General features: G+C 68.1%; 15 protein-coding genes. 8 read left to right on the top strand and 7 right to left on the bottom strand.

Annotation, left to right across the window (positions count from 1 at the left end):
- Window positions 1–10769 (bottom strand): non-ribosomal peptide synthetase (locus tag QM693_RS15010; protein WP_283352750.1); only part of this gene is annotated, 10769 nt, incomplete at its 3' end.
- A 396-nt stretch (window positions 10770–11165) separates the two neighbouring features.
- On the opposite strand from QM693_RS15010, the gene QM693_RS15015 reads away from it, so the two are divergent.
- The 3 genes from QM693_RS15015 to QM693_RS15025 all read left to right on the top strand — a co-directional run bounded on the left by QM693_RS15015 (window position 11166) and on the right by QM693_RS15025 (window position 12896).
- Window positions 11166–11354 carry an RGCVC family protein gene (locus QM693_RS15015; protein WP_283352751.1) on the top strand — a complete coding sequence of 63 codons (189 nt, stop codon included), beginning with the start codon at window positions 11166–11168 and terminating at the stop codon, window positions 11352–11354.
- Between the two features lie 100 nt (window positions 11355–11454).
- Entirely contained in the window at window positions 11455–12219 is a 765-nt protein-coding gene (locus tag QM693_RS15020; protein ID WP_283352752.1) for a haloacid dehalogenase type II, read from the top strand.
- 272 nt (window positions 12220–12491) lie between these two features.
- Entirely contained in the window at window positions 12492–12896 is a 405-nt protein-coding gene (locus QM693_RS15025) for a hypothetical protein (protein ID WP_280784502.1), read from the top strand.
- A gap of 34 nt (window positions 12897–12930) precedes the next feature.
- On the opposite strand, the gene QM693_RS15030 is transcribed toward QM693_RS15025, so the two are convergent.
- Together QM693_RS15030 and QM693_RS15035 are read right to left on the bottom strand one after the other, a co-directional pair.
- A complete protein-coding gene (locus QM693_RS15030; protein ID WP_283352753.1) occupies window positions 12931–13920 on the bottom strand; it encodes a glutamate ABC transporter substrate-binding protein in 990 nt (329 codons plus the stop codon).
- Window positions 13920–15284 carry a GlnX family signal transduction membrane protein gene (locus QM693_RS15035; RefSeq protein ID WP_283352754.1) on the bottom strand — a complete coding sequence of 455 codons (1365 nt, stop codon included), beginning with the start codon at window positions 15282–15284 and terminating at the stop codon, window positions 13920–13922. The genes QM693_RS15030 and QM693_RS15035 overlap by 1 nt, the downstream gene beginning before the upstream one ends.
- Window positions 15285–15434: 150 nt before the next feature.
- On the opposite strand from QM693_RS15035, the gene QM693_RS15040 reads away from it, so the two are divergent.
- Entirely contained in the window at window positions 15435–16526 is a 1092-nt protein-coding gene (locus QM693_RS15040; protein ID WP_283352755.1) for a substrate-binding domain-containing protein, read from the top strand.
- Window positions 16527–16540: 14 nt separating this feature from the next.
- Here QM693_RS15040 and QM693_RS15045 read toward each other — a convergent pair whose 3' ends face one another.
- Complete coding sequence (locus QM693_RS15045; protein WP_283352756.1) at window positions 16541–16963, bottom strand: nuclear transport factor 2 family protein; 423 nt, start codon at window positions 16961–16963, stop codon at window positions 16541–16543.
- A gap of 162 nt (window positions 16964–17125) precedes the next feature.
- Between QM693_RS15045 and QM693_RS15050 the strand changes: the two genes are divergently transcribed.
- Window positions 17126–17755, top strand: a complete 630-nt coding sequence (locus tag QM693_RS15050) for a class I SAM-dependent methyltransferase (protein WP_283352757.1) — start codon at window positions 17126–17128, stop codon at window positions 17753–17755.
- Here QM693_RS15050 and QM693_RS15055 read toward each other — a convergent pair.
- On the bottom strand, window positions 17706–18476 hold the full coding sequence (locus QM693_RS15055; protein ID WP_283352758.1) for a MerR family transcriptional regulator: 771 nt from the start codon (window positions 18474–18476) through the stop codon (window positions 17706–17708). The genes QM693_RS15050 and QM693_RS15055 overlap by 50 nt on opposite strands.
- A 62-nt stretch (window positions 18477–18538) precedes the next feature.
- On the opposite strand from QM693_RS15055, the gene QM693_RS15060 reads away from it, so the two are divergent.
- A complete protein-coding gene (locus QM693_RS15060; protein WP_283352759.1) occupies window positions 18539–19015 on the top strand; it encodes a DUF6194 family protein in 477 nt (158 codons plus the stop codon).
- 61 nt (window positions 19016–19076) lie between these two features.
- Here QM693_RS15060 and QM693_RS15065 read toward each other — a convergent pair whose 3' ends face one another.
- Window positions 19077–19361 carry a hypothetical protein gene (locus QM693_RS15065; RefSeq protein WP_283332529.1) on the bottom strand — a complete coding sequence of 95 codons (285 nt, stop codon included), beginning with the start codon at window positions 19359–19361 and terminating at the stop codon, window positions 19077–19079.
- A gap of 365 nt (window positions 19362–19726) precedes the next feature.
- On the opposite strand from QM693_RS15065, the gene QM693_RS15070 reads away from it, so the two are divergent.
- Window positions 19727–20293, top strand: coding sequence for an alpha/beta fold hydrolase (locus tag QM693_RS15070; protein ID WP_283352824.1), 567 nt, complete (start codon window positions 19727–19729; stop codon window positions 20291–20293).
- A 56-nt stretch (window positions 20294–20349) separates the two neighbouring features.
- Here QM693_RS15070 and QM693_RS15075 read toward each other — a convergent pair whose 3' ends face one another.
- Window positions 20350–21384, bottom strand: a complete 1035-nt coding sequence (locus tag QM693_RS15075; RefSeq protein ID WP_283352760.1) for a Gfo/Idh/MocA family oxidoreductase — start codon at window positions 21382–21384, stop codon at window positions 20350–20352.
- A gap of 204 nt (window positions 21385–21588) precedes the next feature.
- On the opposite strand from QM693_RS15075, the gene QM693_RS15080 reads away from it, so the two are divergent.
- Window positions 21589–22203 (top strand): class I SAM-dependent methyltransferase, encoded by a 615-nt coding sequence (locus tag QM693_RS15080; protein ID WP_283332526.1) that lies wholly within the window; start codon window positions 21589–21591, stop codon window positions 22201–22203.
- The last annotated feature ends 126 nt before the right edge of the window (window positions 22204–22329 follow it).

Raw genomic sequence — 22329 nt, forward strand, 5'->3', positions numbered from 1 at the left:
TCGGGGATGAGGATGCGCCAGGAGACGCCGTCGGTGGCGAGGTGGTGGATGGTGAGGAGGAGGTGTCCGGGTTGGGTGCGGGGGTCGAGCCAGACGAGTTGGAGCATGATCCCGTTTTCGGGATCCAAACGTGCGGCGGCAGCAAGGGACTCGACCTCGGCCCGGCCCTTCAGGTCGGCCGGATCATCGAGTGCGACCCGGCGGATCAGCGACGCGACCCGTGGAGCCTGGTCGGCGGCCAGGACCTCCAACACCGTGTCTTCGTCCGTTGTTCCGCGCCGGAGTCGGGCTCGGAGCATGTCGTGGTGGTCGAGGACTGTCTGCACGGTGGCGGTGAGGGTGTCGGTGTCCAGGTCGGGTGGCGCGGTGAGCAGGACCGATTGGCAGTACGTGTCGAGGTTGCCGCCGCGCTCGAGCAACCACCGCGCTGCCGGTGGCAGCGGGAACGACCCGATCCCTCCGCCCGGAAGCTCGGAGAGGACCGCGCTCGGCTCCGGCCGTGTGGAGATCGCGCGCGCGAGCCGGGCGATCGTCCTGTACTCGAACACATCCCGCGGAGTGAGTGCCAGCCCGGCGGTCTTCGCGCGTGCCACCAACTGGATGGCCATGATGCTGTCGCCACCGAGCGCGAAGAACGAGTCGTCGACGCCTACGGACTCGAGGCCGAGCACGTCGCCGACGAGGGCGACCAACGACTCTTCGACAGCTGTTCCAGCCGAGCGGAATTCCGCGGCGCGGGTCGTGAAGTCGAGGGCTGGGAGTGCGTTCCGGTCTACCTTCCCGTGGGGCGTCAACGGCAGCGTGGACAGTGAGATCACCGCGGACGGAACCATGTGCGAGGGAAGAAGTGACCTCGTGTGGTCGAGCAGTTCCTCCTCTGCAACGTCGATGCCGGGGACGGGGACGACGTATCCGACGAGATGGTGTGCGCCGTTGCGATCGGCTCGCGGCACTACCACGGCCTGCGAGATCCCGGGGTGACGCAGGAGGGCGGATTCGACCTCGCCGGGCTCGACGCGGTAGCCGTGCAGCTGAACCTGGAAGTCGGTGCGGCCGTGGTAGTCCAGCTGTCCATCGGGGTTCCAGCGGGCAAGGTCTCCGGTTCGGTACATGCGGGAGCCGGGGACGCCGAACGGATTCGCGACGAACCGACCGGCCGTGATCCCGGGCCTGCCGAGATACCCCCGCGCCAACTGAGCTCCGCCGAGATACATTTCGCCGGTCACCCCGGGGACGACGGGGTGCAGCCGGCCGTCGACGACGTACACCTGTGTATTCCACACCGGCGACCCGATGGGCACAGCGGGGGCAGGTTGGTCGGCTGCGACGTCGTGGTACGTCGCTGTCACGGCCGCCTCCGCGGGACCATACATGTTGCCGAGGCGGACACCCTGCGCAAGCACGCTGCTCGCCGTCCGTGCACTGATCGCCTCACCCCCGGTCAGGACCCGGCGCAGGGACGTGGGGAAGGAGTGCCGATGATCGTTGACGAACACGTCGAGTAGGGAGGGCACGAACTCCACCACTGTGATCTGCGTGTCGTCGAGGAGGCCGGACAGATAGTCGAGGTCGAGCTGCCGATCCGGGCGCAGGAGGACCAGGATGCTTCCTGAACAGAGAGCCGCGAAACACTCCCAGAGGGCGACGTCGAAGGCGATCGGCGCCTTCTGCACGGTGCGGTCACGCTCGTGTAGCGGCAGATGAGCCTGCGACCAGGCCAGCTGGTTCGCGATTGCCGCGTGGGATACCGCCACCCCTTTGGGTGTGCCGGTCGAGCCGGATGTGTAGACCACGTAGGCCAGGTTGTCGGGGTGTAGTGGTGCGCCCCGGTCCGCGTCGGTCACCGGTGCGGCGTCTCGGGCCTCGCGGTCGATGTCGTCGAACCGCGCCACCGGAACCCCGGCCGGAGCGGGTAGGTCGGCGTCGGCGGTGGTGACGACGAGAGCCGCCGACGCGGTGTCGATCAGTGATTCGAGGCGGTCGGTGGGGTGGCCGGGATCGAGGGCGAGCACCGCAGCACCGGACTTGACCACCGCGTACATCGCGGCGAGCATCTCGAAGGATCGCGGGAGCATGAGGGCCACAATGGATTCGGCGCCGATCCCGCGGACGAGGAAGGAGCGCGCCAGGCGGGTCGACCAGGTGTCGAGTTCGGCGTAAGTGAGGATTCGATCCTCACAGCGAACGGCCGGTGCATCGGGTGCCGCCGCGACCCGTGCCTCGAACAGGTCCACTATCGTCGCGGCCGGAAGGTCGTGGGCCGTGGCGTTCCACCGGTCGAGGACGAGCCCGCGCTCGGCGTCGTCGAGGATGTCGATGTCACCTACCACCGCCTCGGGATCTGTCACTGCTGCGGTGATCACCCGAAGGAGCCGGCCGGAGAATGCACTGATCGTGCCGGCGTCGAACAGGTCGGTGGCATAGACGATCTGCCCGCTGATACCTGTCACCGAACCTTCCTCGGCCGGTTGTTCACGCAACACCACATTCAGGTCGAACGGCGACACTCGGGGGTCGAGGTCCGCGACATGCACTTCGAGGCCGGGCAGCGCGAGGCGTGGCGGCTCGATGTTCTGGAACGACAGCATTACCTGGAACAACGGATGACTGGCCGCCGAACGTGGTGGGTGAAGTTCGTCCACGAGGGTTTCGAACGGAATGTCGGCGTGCGCGAAAGCCGCCAGATCGGCATCGCGCACCGCCGCCACGACGGCACCGAACGGTGACGCCGGATCGACGGTCGTGCGCAGAACGAGAGTGCCGACGAACATACCGACCAGGGGATCGATCGCCTGTTCGCCGCGGCCGGCGGTCGGCGACCCGACGACGACGTCCGTGGTGGCGGCGAGCCGGGACAGCAACACGGCCAGGGCCGCGTGGATCACGACGAACGTCGTCGTGTGGTGGGAACCGGCGAAGTCGACGAGCCGGCGATACGTCGTCTCGGGCATCACGAACGGCACCGCTGCGGCCCGGTACGACGCGGTGGCGGGACGCGGCCGATCCAGCGGCAACTCCAACCGTTCGGGAAGATCCGCGAGCGCCGTGCGCCAGAAGTCGAGTTGCCGTGCCACCGGCGACGCCGGGTTGGTCACGGACCCGAGGACCTCCCGCTGCCACACCGAGAAGTCCGAGAACTGCACGGGCAACGGCTCCCACACGGGAGCGCGGCCGGCGCGGCGCGCGGTGTAGGCGGTGGAGAGGTCGCGCGCCAGGGGGACCAGCGATGCCCCGTCGGCGACGATGTGGTGCAGGACGACAGCCAGGACGTGGTCGCGGTCGTCGAGTTGCCACAGTCGGACGCGAACCGGCGGACGGACCGTGACGTCGAACCCCTCGGCGACAACTTCGTCGATGGGGCCGGATACCTGCGCTGCATCGGCCACGGGAATCGGCGCCAGATCGACCGACACGCTCTCGGCGGGGACGACGACCTGCACCGGTCCGGTGTCGGTCAAGGGATAGAGGGTCCGCAACGGTTCGTGCCGAACGAGGACGTCGAGGAGGGCAGCGCGCAGCGCGGCGACGTCGAGGCGACCCGTCAGCCGGACCACCATCGGAACGTTGTAGACGGCCGACGTCACGTCGAACTGGTTGACGAACCACATCCGCCGCTGCGCGAACGACACCGGTGCAGGTTCGGTATGGACCCGGGGGCCCAGAGCGGGTCGATCCGGGTGCACCTCGCTCGCGTCGAGCACGGCGGCGAGTCCGCGCACCGTGGGCGCCTCGAACAGGGAACGGATCCCGAGTCGGGTCCCGCACGCCGAGTCGATTCGGGCGACGACTCTTGCCGCGTCGAGGGACGTGCCACCCAGTTCGAAGAAGTTGTCGTCGACACCGACGCCACCGATGCCGAGAACCTGGGCGATCACCTTCGACACCGTCCTCTCGGTCGGGGTGGCCGGGGCGTGGTAGACGGGGGAGTGCCGGAGTTCCTCGGGAACGGGAAGGGCGTCGAGGTCGACGTCCCCGGTCTCGGTGACGGGCAGTCGGTCGAGGACGACGACCGTGCCCGGCACCCAGGGCGGGGGCAGGATCATCGCGGCGTGGGCGCGGATATCGGAGATGGCCGGCGCGGATCCGGGTGCCGGCACGACATACGTCACAAGGGCGGGTTGTCCGGCGCGCGGGGTGTGGTCGACGGTGACCGCGTTCGCGACCTGCGGATGCGCGGTGAGGACGGTGTCGATGTCACCGAGCGGGATTCGGTATCCGCGCAGTTCCGTCTGGAAATCGCGGCGCCACAGAATGTTCAGGCTTCCGTTCGGCGTGATGCGAGCGGCATCGCCGGTGCGGAACATGCGTTCGCCGGTCGGGCCGAAGGGGCTCGCCACGAAGTGGGTGCTCGTCGCACTGGCCCGGCAGTGGTAGCCCCGAGCCAGTGCGGGTCCACCGATGTACAACGCGCCGACGACGCCGGGCGGGACAGGCTGAAGGCGGTCGTCGAGAACCGCGAATCTCCGGCCCGGCCCGGGCAGGTACCCCATCCGGTCGGCACCGGATTCCGGTGCGAGATCCGTGGCTGCGGCGAACCACACGGTCTCGACGGACGCGTAGACGGCGACGACTTCGGGGGCAGCCACGACCGCGGCGCCGACGGGGTCACCGGTGAGCAGGACCGAGCGAAGCTCGTCTGCCCCGGGTGCGGATTCCCTTGCCCGGGACAGGTGCTCGTACGCGGCCGGGGTCTGGGCGAGCATGGTGACGCCGCGGCGGTGCACCAGGTCGGCCAGCGCGGACGGTGAGGAGGCAGTAGCGTCGTCGACCACCTCCAGCCGACCTCCGTGGAGGAATGCGCTCCACGGGGTCAGGACGGTGACGCCCGGTGCGAAGGTCGGGACCATTGCCCAGACCTCGCCGGCCGTGACGGCGGGACGTGCCAGTGCCGACAGTACTGCACGGTGAGTCACTGATACCGGTTTCGGTAGCGCGGTCGACCCGCGTGTGAGCAGGACGTAGGCGGCTGAGTCCGGGCAGGGACCGGCGCCGACGTCGACGGCGGCGAGGGGGTGCCCCGACCTGCGCGCGAGGTCGGCGACGGTGCCGGGCGCGTCGAGGACGAGGGTGGGAACGTGACCGTGGGGAACATGTTCTTCCACAGCGGATGTCGTCACAAGTATCGCGGCGTCGACGTCGGGGATCGTCCGGGAGAGTTGCGTGGGCGACGCCCATCCGGGATCGAGTGGTAGACACACGCCCCCTGCCGCGAGCACGCCCAGTGTGACGGCGACGTAGTCCATCGAATGGGGAATCGCCACGGCGACGAGGCGTTCCGGTTCCGCTCCGTGGTCGTGGAGCAGCCGGGCGATTCGGTTCACCCGGTCGGCGAGTTCGCCGTACGACAGTGTGTCACCCGCGAACGACAGCGCGACGGCGTCTGGTTGCCGTGCCGCCGTCCGGGCAAATTCCTCGGGCAGAGTCGTCGCGGGGCCCGATTCGTCCGGCGCGGTCCACGAACGGAGGGCGACGTCACGTTCCCGGTCGGTGAGCAGGTCGATGTTCCCGACCACGGTGTCCGGCTCCGTGGTCACGATCTTCAGGACGCGGACGAGTCGGTCGGCGAGCCCACGCACCGTCTCTTCGTCGAACAGGTCGGTGGCGTATACGATTCCGCCGTCGATTCCCTGCGGCGCCCCGCCGTCATCGCGGCGTTCACTGAGCCACACCTGCAGGTCGAACTTACAGATCTTCGGGTCGTAGCCGACGGCCGCGACGCGCAGCCCGGGCAGGTCGAGCTCCCGCGCCTCGTGTCCGGCCGGCAGGACGTTCTGGAACTCGAGGAGAACCTGGAACAACGGTGAACGACTGTCCGTGCGTTCGGGTTCGAGGGCGTCCACCAATTTCTCGAACGGATAGTCGGCGTGAGCGAACGCCCCCAGGTCCACATCCCGCACGGTGCGTATGGTGTCCGCGAAGCCCGCCTCGGGATCAATGTGGGTGCGCAGCACGAGCGTGTTGACGAACATGCCCACCACGTCGTCGAGTGCGGGCTCCCCACGTCCCGCGACCGGGGTGCCGATGCTCACATCGTAGGTGCCGGCGAGCCGGGCGAGCACGACTGCCAGCGCTGCGTGACACGTCATGAAGAGTGTGGACGTGCAGGTTCGGGACAGTGCCCGCATGCCGGCATGCAGCTCCGGAGGCAGGTGGAAGTCCACTCGGTCGCCGTGCAGGGACCGCCGCTGTGGGCGGGGATGGTCGGTCGGCAGCGCGAGAGGGGGCGGCGATCCCCGGAGCGACTCACTCCAATAGTCGAGTTGCCGCGACGCGAGGCTGTCGGGATCGGTGGGCCGACCCAACACTGCGTGTTGCCACAAGGCGTAGTCCACGTACTGGACTGCCGGCGGTTCCCAGGCGGGGGCGCGTCCGTCGACCCGGGCACGATAGGCGGCGGAGAGGTCACGAGCGAGCGGACCAGCCGACGCACCGTCGGCCGCGATGTGATGGATCACCAGGGCCAGCACGTGGTCGGTGCCACCGATCGTGAACAGAGACGCTCGGAGCGGCGCATCGACGGTGACGTCGAACGGCGCGGCCGCGGCCCGGGCGACGTGTGCGTCGAGGTCGGTCGGATTGTCGACCCGCACGGTCTCGACCCGGGGCTGCGCCCGTTCGGCGGGCAGGATCACCTGATGTGGTCCGTCGTCCGAGGCCGGGTACACCGTGCGGAGCGACTCGTGCCGTTCCACGATATCTGCGATCGCTGCGACGAGGGCACCGACGTCGAGGTGCCCGGTGAGCCGGACGACCAGCGGAATGTCGTAGGCCGGGGAGTGCGGGTCGTACTGGTTGACGAACCACATCCGTTCCTGGGCCGGGGAGAGCGGAATCCTGGCGGGACGGGGGAACCGGCGGAGGGGAGGCCGCTCGGAGCCATCGCCGCGCCGGCTCTCGACGACATCGGCGAGTGCGGCGACCGTCGGGTGTTCGAAGAGGTCGCGGACATCCAGCGACGTTTCCAGCGCAGAACTCAGCCGTGCTACCACCCGGGTCGCCGCCAGGGAACCTCCGCCGAGATCGACGTAGTCGTCGTCTGCACCGACACCCGCGACACCGAGCACGGTCTCGAACACCGACGCGATCGTGTCTTCCGTCGGCGTGCGTGGCCGGCGGTGGCCGGCGCCGCTCCGCGGGGCGAACGTCGGCACCGGGAGTGCGGCACGGTCCAGCTTGCCGCTCGGGGTGCGCGGAATGACGTCGAGGGGGACGACCGCGGCAGGGAGCATGTGCGCGGGCAGTGTGCGCGCGAGCCGACGGTGCACCTCCCCGACATCGACGCGCCGCCCTTCGGTCGGGTGAACGTAGGCGATCACCGCGGCATCTCGCGTGCGCGGGTCGGTCGCGGCAGTTGCGACGGCGAACCCCACGCTCGGGTCGGCCCGCAGGACTGCCTCGATCTCACCGAGTTCGATGCGAAAACCGCGGACCTTCACCTGGAAGTCGCTGCGCCCGACGTAGGTGAGGTCGGGGGCGGTGGATGGATCCTCCTCGTCCCGGACGCACCATCGCACGAGATCGCCGGTCCGGTACATCCGCGTCCCCGGCGACCCGAAGGGCGCGGCCACGAAACGGGCGGCATCGAGTCCGGCACGGTTTCGGTAGCCGCGCGCGAGGCCGGGGCCCGCGAGGTACAGCTCGCCGACGGTTCCCGGCGGCACCGGGCGCAACCGGTCGTCGAGCACGACGACCTCGAACCCGCGCACCGGTGGTCCGAGGGTGACCGGCTCATCCGGCACCAAAGGTGCGCTGAGGGTCGCCATGATCGTCCCCTCGGTGGGCCCGTAGGCGTTGACGACGCGGCGACCCGCCGTCCATGTCGACGCGACTTCAGGCGGGCAGGCTTCGCCGGCGACGGTGAGATGCGACAGGGTTGGCACGCCAAGGGGATCGAGCGTGGCGAGGGTGGTCGGCGTGAGTACGGCGTGGGTGACCCGATGCTCGGTGAGTATGCGCTCCAGTTCCGCGCCCCCGACCACTTCGGGCGGGACGATCACCACGCGCGCACCGGATCCGACAGCCGCGAGCAGCTCGAACAGTGAGGCGTCGAAGCTCGGCGACGCGAACTGGGCCACCCGCCCGGTCGGCGGCACGTCGAGCCCTTCAATCTGTGCGGCAATCAGATTCGCGATCCCGCGGTGGGTCACGACCACCCCTTTGGGGACGCCGGTCGATCCCGACGTGTATATGAGATAGGCCGGATGGTCCGACCGCAGCGGTCGGGGGCGGTCGGCGTCGCCGACCGGTGTGTCGGTGCGCTCGGAGAGGGTGTCCTCGACGTGACGGTCGTGTAGTTCGATCCACTCGATGACACCGGGTAGGTCGTCCCGGTGACGACCGACCGTGACCCCGAGCGTCGCACCGGAATCGGTGAGCATGTGCGTGATGCGGGCTTCGGGGTATCCGGGATCGACGGGCAGGAAGGCGGCCCCCGACTTCGCGACCGCCCACACGGCGCGGACGAGATCAGCGGATCTCGGGAGCGCGAGGGCGACTACTGTTTCAGGGCCGGCACCCCGGGCGAGGAGAAGGCGAGCGAGCCGGGTGGAGTCGTCGTCCAGCTGGCGGTACGTGACGCCGATGCCGCCACCTGCAGCGTCGACGACGGCGATCGCGTCGGGGTCGCGGTGCGCCGCATCTACCAGGAGGTCGGGCAGCGTGCGCGGCGGAACTCCCGGATCGCCGCGCGCGGGCACGAGCCGGCGCCGTTCGGCGGAACTCAACAGGTCGAGATCCCTGACCGGGATGTCGGGGTGTGCCGTGACCTGGTCGAGCACGCGGACCAGACGGTCGGCGAATCCGCGGATCGTCGACGGCTCGAAGAACTCCCGCGCGAAGGTCAGTCGGAGGTCGAGCCCGGCCCGACCGGGGCGTTCGACGATGTGGATCCAGAGGTCGGCGGCTTCGTCGGACCGGCTATCGGGTTCGTGCGGGTGATTGCCGGCCTGCACGTCGAACGCGACGTGGAACGGCTGCCGGCCCGTGGAGGGTGCTGGAAACGTGAGCGCGGCGGCGACCTCGTCGAAGGTGACGTCGGCGTGCGTGAACGCACCGAGTTCGGTGGTGCGTGTGCGCTCGAGGAGTTCGATGAACGATTCCGTGCCGTCGACCCTCGTGCGCAGAAGGAGGGGCCATCCGCGTGCGCCCGCCGGTGTCCCGAGGACGACGTCGCGGACTCCGCCGAGACGAGCGAGCAGTGTCGTGAGGGACGCATGCGAAACGGTGTAGGCGGCGAACGGGCAGTCCCGTCCGAGGTTCTCGATCCGGTGATGCAGGTCCGCGGTCACGTGCGCCTCGACGTGCTCGCGGAGCCTGTCGACGGTACCTGCGCGGCGCGTGTAGTCGCGGGGAAGAGGCGTGTCGTGGGGCAGGTCGGCGAGCATCGTCCGCCAGTAGTCCAGATCTGCTGTGCGCCTGCGACTCCGCACACCTTCGTGTGCGGTCTCCGCGTGCACCCCTGCCACGGGATCGCCGGGATCTGCCGCGAGGAACTCCTCGAGGAGGCCCACGAACGACCGAAGGTGACGAGCCAATTCGTCCCGGGAGTAGCGGTGGGGGTTCCCGCGGAACTCGACGACCATCCGCCCGGCAGCGGCGGTGCGGTACACATTGACCAGCAGATCCGCCACCGGTCCTGAGGTGACCACGTGAAAGTCTCCGGTGAGCGGTCCGAACCGGATCCGGGGGCGGAAGAGCATGACGTTGACCATCGGCCCGGACAGCGAGTCCGTCGCGTCCGTCTCGCGCCGGATGTCCTCCAGCGTGAAGCGCTGATGACGAAGAGCACCCAGAATTTCGTGGTGTACCCGGCGGGTGAGAGTGGCCACCGTGTCGTCGGGTGCGGTGGAGACCTGCAATGGAGCGAGTCCGACGAGCATCCCGCCCGATCGCTGCAGCAGCACGGTCGTGCGGCCCGACACCGGGAGGTCGACGAGCACGTCGTCCCGTCCGGTCATCCGGGCCAGATACGTGCCGAAGGTGGCGATCACGACGGTCGCCGGCGGCACACCGAGCCGTTCGCCGGAACTGTCCAGTCGCTCCGTCGCGGACGCAGACAAGGTGGCCGTCTCGAGGCTGCTTTCCGCGACGGCGGGTGCCACCGTCGGGGACAGGCTCGAGTTGGTACGGCGGCCGGCGAGGTGCTCCCGCCAGTAGGCGCGATCGGACTCGTAGCGCGTCGACGGCCGGTACGCCTCGTCGAGGCGGTGAAGGGTGCGCAGATCTGCGGCACCGGCAGGTTCCGGCGTCCGGTCCTCCACGCGGGCGGTGTACAGCGCGGCGATCCGGTTCATGAGCGTCATCGCTCCGTACCCGTCCAGCGCGATATGGTGAATTCTGCTGTACCACAAGTAGTGATCGTTACCGACTCGTAACACCGTCGACGTCGCCAGCCGGTCCCGGGTGGGATCGAGCGGCGCCGTGTAATCCCGCGTCATCCACGCGTGAGCGGCTGCGATGGGATCGTCCGCACCACCGAGGTCGACAAATCCGGTCGACAGGTCAAGGGTCGGGTCGACGGTCTGGAACGGCTCCCCGTCGATCTCGAACACCCGGAGGAACGCCGACTGGAACTCGCGGCCCGCGGTCACCGAGGCTTCGTCGAGGACGGCGAGGTCCAGGGCGCCGCGCACCTCGACGTACTGTGCGATGCACCTCGGGACGTCAGGGGCAAGGCGCTGGGCCAGCCAGATTCCGCGCTGCGCGGGAGTCAGCGGGAAGACATTGGGACGACTGCGAGCGGTCGCGTCGCTCCTGTTCCTGGTATCCACTTACTAGAACCTCCCGACGGCAACCAACGGCGATTGCCTCTGGGGTCGGACGTTTTCGGCTTAGCTGATCTATATCGCGGGCACGACCAGGTCCGTTACTACCAGTATGTCCTGTACCTGCGGAAATGCCCCCGCCCGCCGTGGTTCGTGCCGCCCTCAGTCCCTGCCGAGGGTGCCCGCCCGATCAGTCGGTCGACGCGTGCGTCTGGCGAGGTCACGAAATGGTGACGCGGCGGGGTTGGGCCGTGAGGGGGTAGCGTGGTGGTTGTCGAGGGTTATTCGAATATGCGCGGTCATGCCATGTCGTCCTCGGCGCCCACACCGGCCTGCAGTCGAAAGGCCGAGAACTGGAGCGCCGCCATGGCGTCGAACCCGACTGATGTGTCCAATTTCCTCGTGTCCGAGTCTCCGAACTCCGCGCTGGTGGTGGAATCGGAGGCGTCGTGCACGGCATGCCCACACAGCGCGGATTCCCACGACGAGCTCGGGATTCGGTTCTGTGCCGTGACCTCGGCGCGAAGCCTCGAACGTAAGTGCATCTGCGCCGGTGACCAGGTGAGTGGACAGCACTACTCCCGGTACTGAAGCGGACGCTCACCACGGGCGCTCCGCTCGATTCGCCGACGACCTTGCATGACGGCACTATCCTGATGCCACGTCGTACGTTCGAGTCGAGAGGACGCCCATGGCTGGTGTGCCGTTCCGGTCCCCGTCGACGGGACGCAATGTTCGCGCCGTGTTGTTCGATACCTTTGGCACCGTTGTCGATTGGCGCACCGGTATCGCCACCGCTGTCGCGGACTACGCGGCGCGCCATCAGCTCGGGGTGGACGCAGTGGCATTCGCCGACCGGTGGCGCGCCCGCTACCAGCCGTCGATGGACCCGATCCTTTCCGGCACCCGCGAGTTCGTGACTCTCGATATCTTGCACCGCGAGAACCTCGACTTCGTGCTCCGCGAATCGGGCATCGACCCCACGAATCACGATGCCGGAGAGCTCGACGAGCTCGCGCGCGCCTGGCATGTGCTCACCCCCTGGCCCGACAGCGTGCCAGGTCTCACGGCACTCAAGGCGGAGTACATCATCGGCCCGCTCTCGAACGGCAACACCTCACTTCTGCTCGACATGGCCAAGAACGCCGGAATCCCGTGGGACGTGATCATCGGCTCCGACATCAACCGGAAATACAAGCCCGATCCCCAGGCTTACTTGCAGACAGCACAGTTCCTCGGTCTTGACCCGGGTGAAGTCATGCTCGCCGCCGCCCACAACGACGACCTCGAAGCCGCTCACGCCACAGGACTGGCTACAGCGTTCATTCTCCGGCCCGTCGAACACGGACCGCACCAGACCGATGACCTCGCGCCAACAGGCAGCTGGGATATTTCAGCCACCGACATCCCTCATCTCGCAGCGCTGCTCCGTGCGGGATCGACAGGGTTCAGGTGAGGCGGCGAACCTTCTCGACGGCCCGAGTGAACACTGTGTCGAACTCGGCCTCGAATTGCTTGCCCTCTGCGGGTCGTGTCGTCCACTCCCCGGCCGCTGCTCGGCGCGTCGGGTTTTATGCTGAGGACCATCTGTTCTTCGTCGTCGAGTCGATCGATCCGAGCACCCGGTGGCACGTCGGCTTGCTCCGCGTGCGCCACCCCGTGTCAGGTAATTCTTGACGCCACGTCCACTGCCTGTCAGGCTATACCTGACAGAAATGGGAGGTAGTCATGGAACTTGTCGAACGCGCCGTCAGTGCGGATATCGACGCCGCTGCTCGCGCGGTGATAACGGCTGCGGCCGCCGAAGCAAGCCGTCACGCCGACGAAATCATCGGCACCGGGCCGCTTCCCGGCACGGCGGATTGGGACGCCGAGCAAGGCACGGACATTCCCCACCAGCGAACCCTGGCCTGGCACCTACTGAGTCTTCGTATACAGCTCGCTGCCGGCCTGGACGGCATCGAAACCGTTCTCGGTCTGCGCTTTCAGGGGGCGACGTGGGCGACCATCGGCAAGGCCGCCGGGATGACCCGTCAATCCGCGCACGAGCGATGGGGTTCGCGCACCACCGCCCTGCTCGACCCGATGGGGACCGGCCTGCCCAAGACCGTTGCCGACGACGATCCGAGCTGAACCGGACGTGGTGGACCGCCGTCTGAGGGGTCGGTCAGTCCCGGTACTCCGGCGCCGGCGGTCCGGGTGCCGGGCCGAGCGACGACAGCCACCGGTCGTAGAGGGCCGTCCAGGTTCCGTCTGTGCGCAGTCGTTCCAGTGTGCCGTTGACGAACCGGACGAGGTCGTCGTTTCCGGGAGCGAGGCCGATGGCGTATCGGGCGGAATCTGTTTCGGGACCAACGATTTCGAGATTCGGATCCTGGGCGACGAGGCCGGCGAGGAAGGCGGCGCCTGCGACCGCGTCGACCTGCCGCTGCTGGACGGCCATGAGACAGTCGTCCCAGTCGGGGACCGCAAGGATCGTCGCTTTGGGGGCGATGCGCGTCAGCGCCGACACCGACGCCGGGTCGTGGTGCGTGCAGACCCGTCGCCGGGCAAGGTCGGCCGGACCGGCGATACCCGACCCGTCCCGCACCACGAGCCGGCGGGAGGCCTCGAGATACACCGTGGAGAACGTCAAGTCCTGGGGACCTTCACAGGAGAGGGCCACCGGACGCACGACCATGTCCGCGTCACGGTGGGCGAGCATCTCGGCACCGTCATCGGTTCCGAGCGGACGGAACTCGACCTTGGTGGGATCGCCGAGCAGATCACGTGCGACCTCCCGAGCGAGGTCGACGCCGAATCCGGTGAGGGTGCCGGTGGTCGGGTCGCGGAAGCTGAACAGGTTGGTGTTCTGATCGACCGCGACGACCACGGTGCCGCGGGCACGAATATCGCCGAGCGCGCCGCCGAGGCTCGGAGTCCCCGGGCGGAGACTGGCCGGGGCTGCGCATGCCGACGTCTCTGTGTCCTGCGGCGGCGTGTCGGACGGTGCGATGAGCTGGGCGCCGGCCGACAGGGGAAACTCCGTGAAGTCTCCGGAAAACCTCGGGGTGGGTGCATCGGGGGCGCCGCAGCCGGCAATCAGGACAGCTCCGAGCACGAGGCTCCCGAGCAGCCGGGTGAAGCGCGGTCGCCGTTCCGGGTGTGGTCGCACCATCAGTGGTACTCACTCACTCGGGGCTCGATCCCCGCGACGACGGCGAGCGCTGCGGCAACAGCGAGCACGATGCCGCCCACGGCGAGCGCGGCCATCGTTCGGTACGACTCCCGCATCGCGTCGAGTTCCTCGGTGCGCAGAGCGGTGATGGCGTCTTCGAGCGATTCGTCGAGGGCCCGGAACCGGGCGGTCGATGCCGTCGATCCCGGACCGACCGCGACGTCCGCCGCGCCCTGGTAGTCGCCGTCTGCGAGCTTCTGCTGCAGATCCCGGTGCGCGCTCCGCCATCCGTCGAACGCGGCGGACGCATCGGCGATCGTCGGTGCGACAACGGTGTTCCGCGACGCGTCCGAGTTCAGAATCGCGGAGAGCGCGTCCGTGTGCCGGGCGTAATCGCTCCCCGCCGGATCGAAACCCGGCCGGAGAAGTCCGAGGGTTTCGTCGGCGCGGGCCTGCTGGGCGAGGATCCTCGCCTTCGTGACCGCCGCGAGGGGTTCGGCGCCGTTGATCCGGGCGCGTTCGCTCGCCGACGTCGACAACAGCCCGGCGACCACGATCCACACGACGAGTGCAGCCAGCAGGACCGTCGCGCACGCCAGTCCGGGATTGATTCGGCGACGGCTTCGATGCGCCACGTACGCGTGCGCGACGGCGAGGACGACGACCCCGGCCGACGCGACCACGATGGCGGTGGCGGGCAGCCGGGCGGTGTGGGATTGCGTGTCGGCGACAGCTCGGGCCTGGTCGTTGTAGAGGCGTTCGGCCAAGGGCAGGATGGTGTCCTGCATGAGAGCCGAAGCGGTTCCGAGATACGCCACCCCGACCGGGTTTCCCGCGGCGTCGTTGGAGCGGGCGGTCGCCACCAGGTCCGTGTACACGGCGACGTGCCGCGACATCTCGGTGAGCAGTCTCAGCGATTCGACGTCGCCGGAGGTGACGCCGTACGACGCGGTGACGAGCGCGTTCGACGCGTCCCCGATCGCCTGGTTGTACCGATCGCGCACCGCCAGCGGCTCGATGGCACCCGCGATGAACGACGACGTCGCTGCCGCGTCGGCGATCGACAACGAGCTGAACAAGTTCTGCGCGGCGTCCGCCAGCGGTTCGGTGTGGGCGCGAAGGGTTTCCATGCGCTGCTGCCGTGCGGCGACCACGGCGGACGTCACCAGACCGGCCGTCAGCGCCACCGCGACGAGGACGACGGCGAGGAGGGACAGGCGTCCGGGAGTCGACGCGAGGAATTCGCGCCAGGGGCGCCGGCGGACCTCGGGTTCGACGAGAAGGGATTCGTTCAGGAGATGCTCGTCGGCAGGCGAAGTGTCACGATCTCCCTTGGATACGGTGCCGCTGTCCTGGTGGAACACCTTCTCCTCCTCATCCCTGCACTCAGTGTGCGCCGATCACGGTCGGAAAACACCGAAAGCATCGACGCGCGCGAGTAGCCTGCCTCGCCCGCGGGTACCTCCAGACTGGGCACGATCACGCTGGAGGTCACGGCTCGTGAAGACAAGCTCATGAAGCGAAGGGTGCGCGCGTTCTCCGTCGCGGCCGCGGTCGCAGCGGTGGCGCTCGGGTCCTGCGCGGCCCCTGCGCCGCAGGGCGACGAGGCACCGGAGAAGGTTTTCTTTCTCTTGCCGAACACGACGACCACCCGATTCGTGGAGCGAGACGAACCCCTGTTCACCGACTTCCTGGAGTTGTTCGCGCCGGAGGCGGCGGTCACGGTTCGCAACGCCGAGGGCGATCCCGCCCGTCAGCAGAGCCAGGTCGAGTCGGCGATCGCGGAGGGCGCTTCCGTGCTCGTGCTGATCTCCACGGACGCGAGGTTCTCGGGTGGAGCCTTGACCGCCGCCGGCGAGGCGAACGTTCCGGTGGTGCTCTACGACCATGACGCGGTCGGTGGACCGGCAGACGTTCAGGTGATCTTCGATCCACTCGAGGTCGGCCGACGGCAGGGGAGCCGCGCCGCGGATCTGATCGCCGCGATGCCCGGCGACGGGGTGAAGATCGCCCGGGTGGAGGGAAACTTCGGTGAATACGGAACCCGTCAATTTCGGCTCGGTCAGGACGAGTATCTGCAGCCGCTCGCCGACAGCGGCAAGATCCGCGTGGTCTGCGAGACCGCGATCGACGACTGGGACCCGGCCGGAGGTCAGGCATTCGCCGAGGAATGCCTGGCCCGTGAGAACAACGACATCGCGCTGTTCGTCACCATGAACGACGACCTGGCAGGCGGAATCGTCGCGGCACTGGCAGGCCGCGGGCTCGCCGGGCGGATCCCGGTCACCGGCGGACAGGACGCCAATCTCGCTGCGCTGCAACTGATCGCACAGGGAACCCTCGACAACACGATCTTCAAGAACCTGTCCGATCAGGCGAAGGTCGCGGCGCAGCTGACCACGTCGATCCTGCACGGTGACGGCATTTCGGAGGAGATGGTCAACGGCACGATCGACAACCAGTACATGGCCGTGCCAACGGTGTTCCTGCCCGTGCAGAACATCACGAAGGACAACCTCGACGTCGTGGTCAACTCCGGCTTCTACACCTGGCAGCAGATCTGCGCACCGGACCCGGCATCCGCGGTGTGCGGGGACCACAGCTGAGCCGTCGACGGGGTTCAGCTCAGGGGCGCGATGACACCGCGGTCGCCGATCTCGGCGCGGACGTCGATCACCCGCCCGGCCAGCAACCAGCCCGACGGTCCGCGTCGCCATTCGTCGCGGTACTCGCCGAGGCATTCGTACGTCGCGTCGGCGCGTTCGCCGAGGCCGACGTGAAACGCCCGGAAATAGGATCGAGTGCGCGCCCCGTCACCGTCGACGTCGACGCGGATGTTGCCGAGCAGGTGCTGGGTGGCGCCGCAGACGTCGAGGTGGGAGCGGACGCGCGCGACCACGTCCACCGGCCCCGCCCGCCCATAGGCCACGACATCGTCGGTGAGCGTCGCCGCGAGCCCCGGCCAGTCCTTCGTGTCGAGCAGGTCGGCCACGACGTGCAGGCGGTCGGTGATCTCGACGCGGTCGGGAACGGACTCGGGCATGGCTCGATCTTCCTCGGAGTACCGGCCGCGTCGGCCCCGGCATCCCGCTGATCGAGACTGTCGCGTCGGCGCAACACCCTTGGGCTGCGGGTGGGTGCCGAGGTGGTGTCGCATACGGTTGCAGTGGCTCGCCGAGCGGGCCGGATCGAGGAGGAATCGGTAATGAGTGCACGCACCCCCGAGGAGCGCATCCCCAGCCAGTGGGAGGAGATCACAGCAGCCGACCCGGGGCATTCGATGTGGTACGTCGAGCGGTTCCGTGCCATGGAGGCGCAGGGCAAGGACATCGTGGGGGAGGCGCGGCTGGTCGATGCGATGCTCGGCCGCGGCGGTCGGGTACTCGACGCGGGGTGCGGACTGGGCCGTCTCGGCGGCTACTTGCACGATGCCGGTCATGTCGTGGTGGGTGTCGATGTGGATCCGGTGCTCATCTCCGTGGCGGAGGAGGATCACCCCGGTCCGACGTGGCTGGTCGGTGATCTCGCGGAGTTGGATCTGCCGGCCCGTGGGGTGACCGCCGATTTCGAGGTCATCGTCTGTGCGGGCAACGTGATGACCTTCCTGGCGCCGTCGACCCGGGAGGCGGTGCTGACGGGATTCGCCGCTCATCTCGCCCCGACCGGCCGAGTGGTTGTGGGGTTCGGCGCCGACCGGGGCTACGAGTTCTCCCAATTCCTCGCGGATTCGCAGGCGAGCGGTCTCACGGCGGATCTGCTGTTCTCGACGTGGGATCTGCGCCCGTTCAGCGAGGATTCCGACTTTCTGGTGGCGGTGTTGTCGCGCGCGCACTGACCACCCCATCTCGGAGTGCGAGGAGCACGGTGAGGGCAGCGGTTGCGTCGAGCAAGGCTCGGGAGCGGGCCGTGGTGGCCTGGTCGCGGGCAGCGAGCGCGGCGCCGATGGCACCCGATCCGGGTGTGTGCCCGAGTTGTGACATGACCGCGTGGAGAGGTGTGATGCGGTAACCGGCCTTGCGTAGCTGATGCACGACGCGAGCGTCGCGGACCTGCGAAGGGGAGTATCGGCGCGCTCCTGTGGGTGTGTCCCGGTCCGGGACGACGAGTCCCTCTGCGTCCCAGTGCCGCAACGTGGAGGGGCGGAGACCGAGGGCGACGGCGAGTTCACTCACGCTCATCCAGTCGGATGTCTGCACGTCGTCGACAGGCTCGGTCGAGATCAGCTCGGCGGCCTGCTTCGCCAGCGCGAGTTCGGTTCGTTCCGTGTGGAGTCGGGCGTGTGCGGCATCGAGGAGGGCGACCGTTGTCGCGGCCGGGCACGTGTGCACGCTGCGCACGATCCGTTTGGCTTCCACCGGGCCGGCGCCGATGGCGAGTTCCCGATAGGCGAGCGCGGACTGCACATGCACGTCGGTGTAGATCCGGTATCCGGTGGCTGTGCGGGTTGCGGGAGGCAGCACCCCGTCGCGTTCGAGGTTGCGCACGTGCTGCACGGAGCACCCGGCGCGCCGGGCGACATCCACGGTCCGCAGATGACGCGATTGGAGACTTGGCACCGTATTCTCCTACGTTTGCTGGTCGAGGTCTCCACAATCGCTTTAATGAAACGCTGGAAGCTATGACCATGGACGACATCATCGACTTCGTCGAAGGCCTCGGCGACGTTCTGACGCTCAGGCCTGCCCCCGGCGACGGTTCGCCGGAGATCAGCTGGGGTGACGCCTTCTTCTACTACTCACCGGATCGGATCGTTCCCGACAGGACCCAGCCCTTCGCCACCATCGTCACCAAGAACTACCCCGGCGACGAAAGTTCGGGTCTGGACCGCGCGGGTGCGTTCCGGGTGAACATCCGTGCCGGGAAGGAGGCGTTCATCGAGGCAACCGGCCACACGCCGCGAGAGCAGGGCGTCGCCGACGTCGACGCCGGTGCGCCCGACACCGTCATCGCGCATCCCGTCTATGGCTCACTGGCCTGGCTGGCAGTCATCGACCCCGGCTCGCGCACAGGCGAAGTCACGCGGGCGTTGCTGTGCCGTGCGCACGCCCTGGCTCGCTCGCGCTACGAGCGACGATCGGAATCCACTCCACGCTGATGGGGGAAGGCATGCGGAACCGAGGACGACGAATCCTGGTGCCGTCCTCGGTCAAGCGTCATCACATCTGGTAGATCTGGCTGCTGTTCCATCCGACGAGGAGTTCGTCGAGCGTCATGCTCTGGTCTCGGCGTTCTTGCCGTTGGTCGCGTTGTCGGTCGTGGCGGGGGCCGTCACCGTGGTCACCACGATCGCCGGGGATGGTGGGTGCGGCGACTGTCGTCACGGGGTGTTCGGCCGCTGTCGCGATGGTGGTGGCGGCTCCGAGGGGGATGACGGCGATCGCGGCGGCGACGGCGGCCGTGGCGAACCGGTTTCGCAGGGGGATTCGAGGGAGACGGTTCACTGCGCCCGACGGATTCGCCGCGTGCGAAGTCTCGGAGTGGGGAAGTGAGATGTGCATTTCGTAGTGTCCTGTTCGAATGCGTGGGCCCAACGTCCACAGCTACTCGAATGGTGTCTGCGAGGGCCCGGAACGTTACACCCGACAGTCCAGGAATTTTGGTTCCACAGTGAAACCGTCCCGGGGTGGAGATGTTCTCCATGGATGGATTCCCGAGTCCGTACTACCGTCGCAGTGACCGCAGGCGGGCACCACGGCGCGTCAGCCGGGAACTGTTGGGGGATAGGAGAAGCAGTGCCTTCCATCGAATCTGGCGGGGCGCGGATCGACTACACCGTGCACGGTGACGCCGCTCCTCGTCGAGCGTGATGTTGCTGGCGGGTTTCAGAGCCCCCGCCACGTCGTGGCGGTATCAGATCCCGTCGCTGATCGAGGCCGGCCACCGCGTCATCGCTGTGGATCTGCCGGGTCACGGGACGACTCCGGCCACGCCGCACGGAACGACGATGCAGACACGCGCCGGATTCGTGCACGCGCTCATCGAGGAACTCGACCTGCAGCGAGTGGCAATAATCGGAGGCTCGATGGGCGCAAACACGATCTGGTCGTACGTCGACTCGTACGGCACGGGGCGGCTTCGCGCCGCGGTTGTGGTCGATCAGACCCCGCGAATGCTCAATACGCCGGAGTGGGAGTACGGGTTCTACGGCTACGACCAGGAGGAGGTCGACACGTTCTTTGTGGACGGGATTCCGGTGCTCTTCGTCGCCGGTTCCGACAGCGAGTACTGGCCGTCAGCACACGCCGTAGCGGCTGCGGCACTCGCACCGAACGGAGCGTCGATCGTCGTTCCGCGCGCGGGCCACGCGACGAACATGGAACGACCACATCCGTTCAGCAAGGCTGTCGCCGTATTTTTCGATTCCGCGTCCTGAGCCCCTAACCGACGCGAGCCCTGAACCGACGCGAGTGCTGCCGAAGTCGCCTCCGGTCAGTCGACGGACTGCACGACGACCGTGTTGCCGCTCTCCGCGGCCTCCCGCGCCGCCGCCAGCACCGCGATGGTGCCGAGCGCGGTGCGGGCAGGCACCGGTTGTGTGCCGCTGCCGGCAACGGCGGCCGCGAATTCCGTGTAGTAGTCCTGATACGCACCCCGCTGCGACGGAACCGTTTCCGCGCCATCCGCTGTGTGGAGGACGCCCCACCGTTCCCGTCGTTCGTAACCCCATCCGGTGGGATCGTCAACGGGCCGCGCCCCCGCGAAGAGAGCCTGTGCCTGCACGTCCGTACCGTCCGCCACATAGGCGCCCACGCTGCCGAACGCGCGCAGCCGCCGCCCCTCGAGATGGTTGACCTTGCTCGACGAGACGCTCGAATAGACCCCGCTGCAGTGAGCGATGTTGACGACGAAGCCGGCGTCGGTGCGCCCCTCCGGCCGATCGACGTAATCGAGGTGGGCGTCGACCCGCTCCGCCGGCCCGAACAACCACAGCATCTGGTCGACGACGTGTGCGCCGATGTCGCGCAGCAACCCACCGGTCGGGCCTGCTTCGAGTGTGTCGGCACCGTCCAGGTCGAAATGGGACTCGACACGCCAGATGTCGCCGAGTCGCGGCAACACCGACTTCAGGGTACGGATGTCGGCGTCGTATCGACGGTTGTGATAGACGCTGAGCAGCACGCCGGCGTCCTCTGCGGCTGCTACCAGCTCGCGGGCCGTCTCGACATCCGGCGCGAACGGCTTGTCCGCGATCACGTGCACACCACGCCCGATTGCCTCGAGCACGAGTTCGCGCCGCGTCTGCGGTGGCGTGGTGATCGTGACGGCATCGACGCCGGAGTCGATGAGTTCGCCGAGGCTCGAGAACACCGGTACTCCGGGGAAGTCGGCGGCAGCCTGGGCGACCCGTGCGGCGGAGCGGGTCACGATGCCGCCCAGTGCGATTCTCTCTGCCGCTTCGACGAACGGCGCATGGAAGTAGCGGCCGCCCAGCCCGTACCCGACGATTCCGATAGTTGTGCTCATATCTGGATTGTATGTTAAGACATTCGAACAATCTAACCGTGTCGGTGAGGCAAGCAGTCGCGGTGTCGAGGGTCGAGAACCGCGCAGTGCCGTGCCAAGATTAGGTGGCACGATCCGTTTCAGGGAGGCGTCGAAGTGTCGGAGCGATCAGGTCCCCTCGCCGACGATCCGTTCATCGGTCGGCAGCCAACCAGCCACGAACGCATGACAGGACGGCCCTGGGATGCGTCGTACCACGAGGGCCCTGCGCCGTGGGATGTCGGCCGGCCGCAGCCGGCGGTCGTGCGGGTGGCATCCGAAGGCGGATTCGCCGGAGCGGTGCTCGATGCGGGATGCGGCACCGGCGAGAACGCTCTTCACGTCGCCTCCCTGGGATTCCAGGTTCTGGGCGTCGACGTGGCCGAGACGGCACTGGCGATCGCCAGGGAGAAGGCCCACGACCGTCGGATCGAGGTCGAGTTCGCGCTGGCCGACGCGTTCCAGTTGGACAGAATGGGGCGCCGGTTCGACACCGTGCTGGACTGCGGACTGTTCCACACGTTCGACGCCGCCGAGCGACCACGCTACGTGGCGAGTGTGGCGTCGGTGACCGAACCCGGCGGAACCGTGTATGTGTTGTGCTTCAGCGACGCTGGTCCCGATACCGGCCCGCACCCCGTCAGCCGGGAGGAGCTGAGAGCGGCGTTCGACCCCGGCGATGGATGGAAGGTCGCCGCCATCGAACCGGATCGGATCGAGACGAGATTCCACGACAACGGCGCACCGGCCTGGTTCGCGACCATCGAGCGGATCCAGCCGACGGGCGGGTCGGCCCGGTGAGACGTCGGCAGCACGTCCGGGGGCCCGACGCCCGGCGCCCGGCGCCACCGGAGGAATTCGAGCTGTAGCCTGCCGTCCTTGACATGAAGTGGACTTTAGGTTTCACGATGGTCGCAGATGTCACAG

The sequence above is a fragment of the Rhodococcus sp. IEGM 1305 genome (assembly GCF_030058635.1).
GTDB lineage: Bacteria > Actinomycetota > Actinomycetes > Mycobacteriales > Mycobacteriaceae > Rhodococcus_F > Rhodococcus_F opacus_D.

Bases quoted from the DNA above. Each gene is read 5' to 3' on its own strand.
- QM693_RS15020 (WP_283352752.1), top strand. From the start codon at position 11,455: ATGGCTGGTGTGCCGTTCCGGTCCCCGTCGACGGGACGCAATGTTCGC.
- QM693_RS15040 (WP_283352755.1), top strand. From the start codon at position 15,435: ATGAAGCGAAGGGTGCGCGCGTTCTCCGTCGCGGCCGCGGTCGCAGCG.
- QM693_RS15030 (WP_283352753.1), bottom strand. From the start codon at position 13,920: ATGGTGCGACCACACCCGGAACGGCGACCGCGCTTCACCCGGCTGCTC.
- QM693_RS15045 (WP_283352756.1), bottom strand. From the start codon at position 16,963: ATGCCCGAGTCCGTTCCCGACCGCGTCGAGATCACCGACCGCCTGCAC.
- QM693_RS15050 (WP_283352757.1), top strand. From the start codon at position 17,126: ATGAGTGCACGCACCCCCGAGGAGCGCATCCCCAGCCAGTGGGAGGAG.
- QM693_RS15075 (WP_283352760.1), bottom strand. From the start codon at position 21,384: ATGAGCACAACTATCGGAATCGTCGGGTACGGGCTGGGCGGCCGCTAC.
- QM693_RS15060 (WP_283352759.1), top strand. From the start codon at position 18,539: ATGACCATGGACGACATCATCGACTTCGTCGAAGGCCTCGGCGACGTT.
- QM693_RS15080 (WP_283332526.1), top strand. From the start codon at position 21,589: ATGACAGGACGGCCCTGGGATGCGTCGTACCACGAGGGCCCTGCGCCG.
- QM693_RS15070 (WP_283352824.1), top strand. From the start codon at position 19,727: ATGTTGCTGGCGGGTTTCAGAGCCCCCGCCACGTCGTGGCGGTATCAG.
- QM693_RS15025 (WP_280784502.1), top strand. From the start codon at position 12,492: ATGGAACTTGTCGAACGCGCCGTCAGTGCGGATATCGACGCCGCTGCT.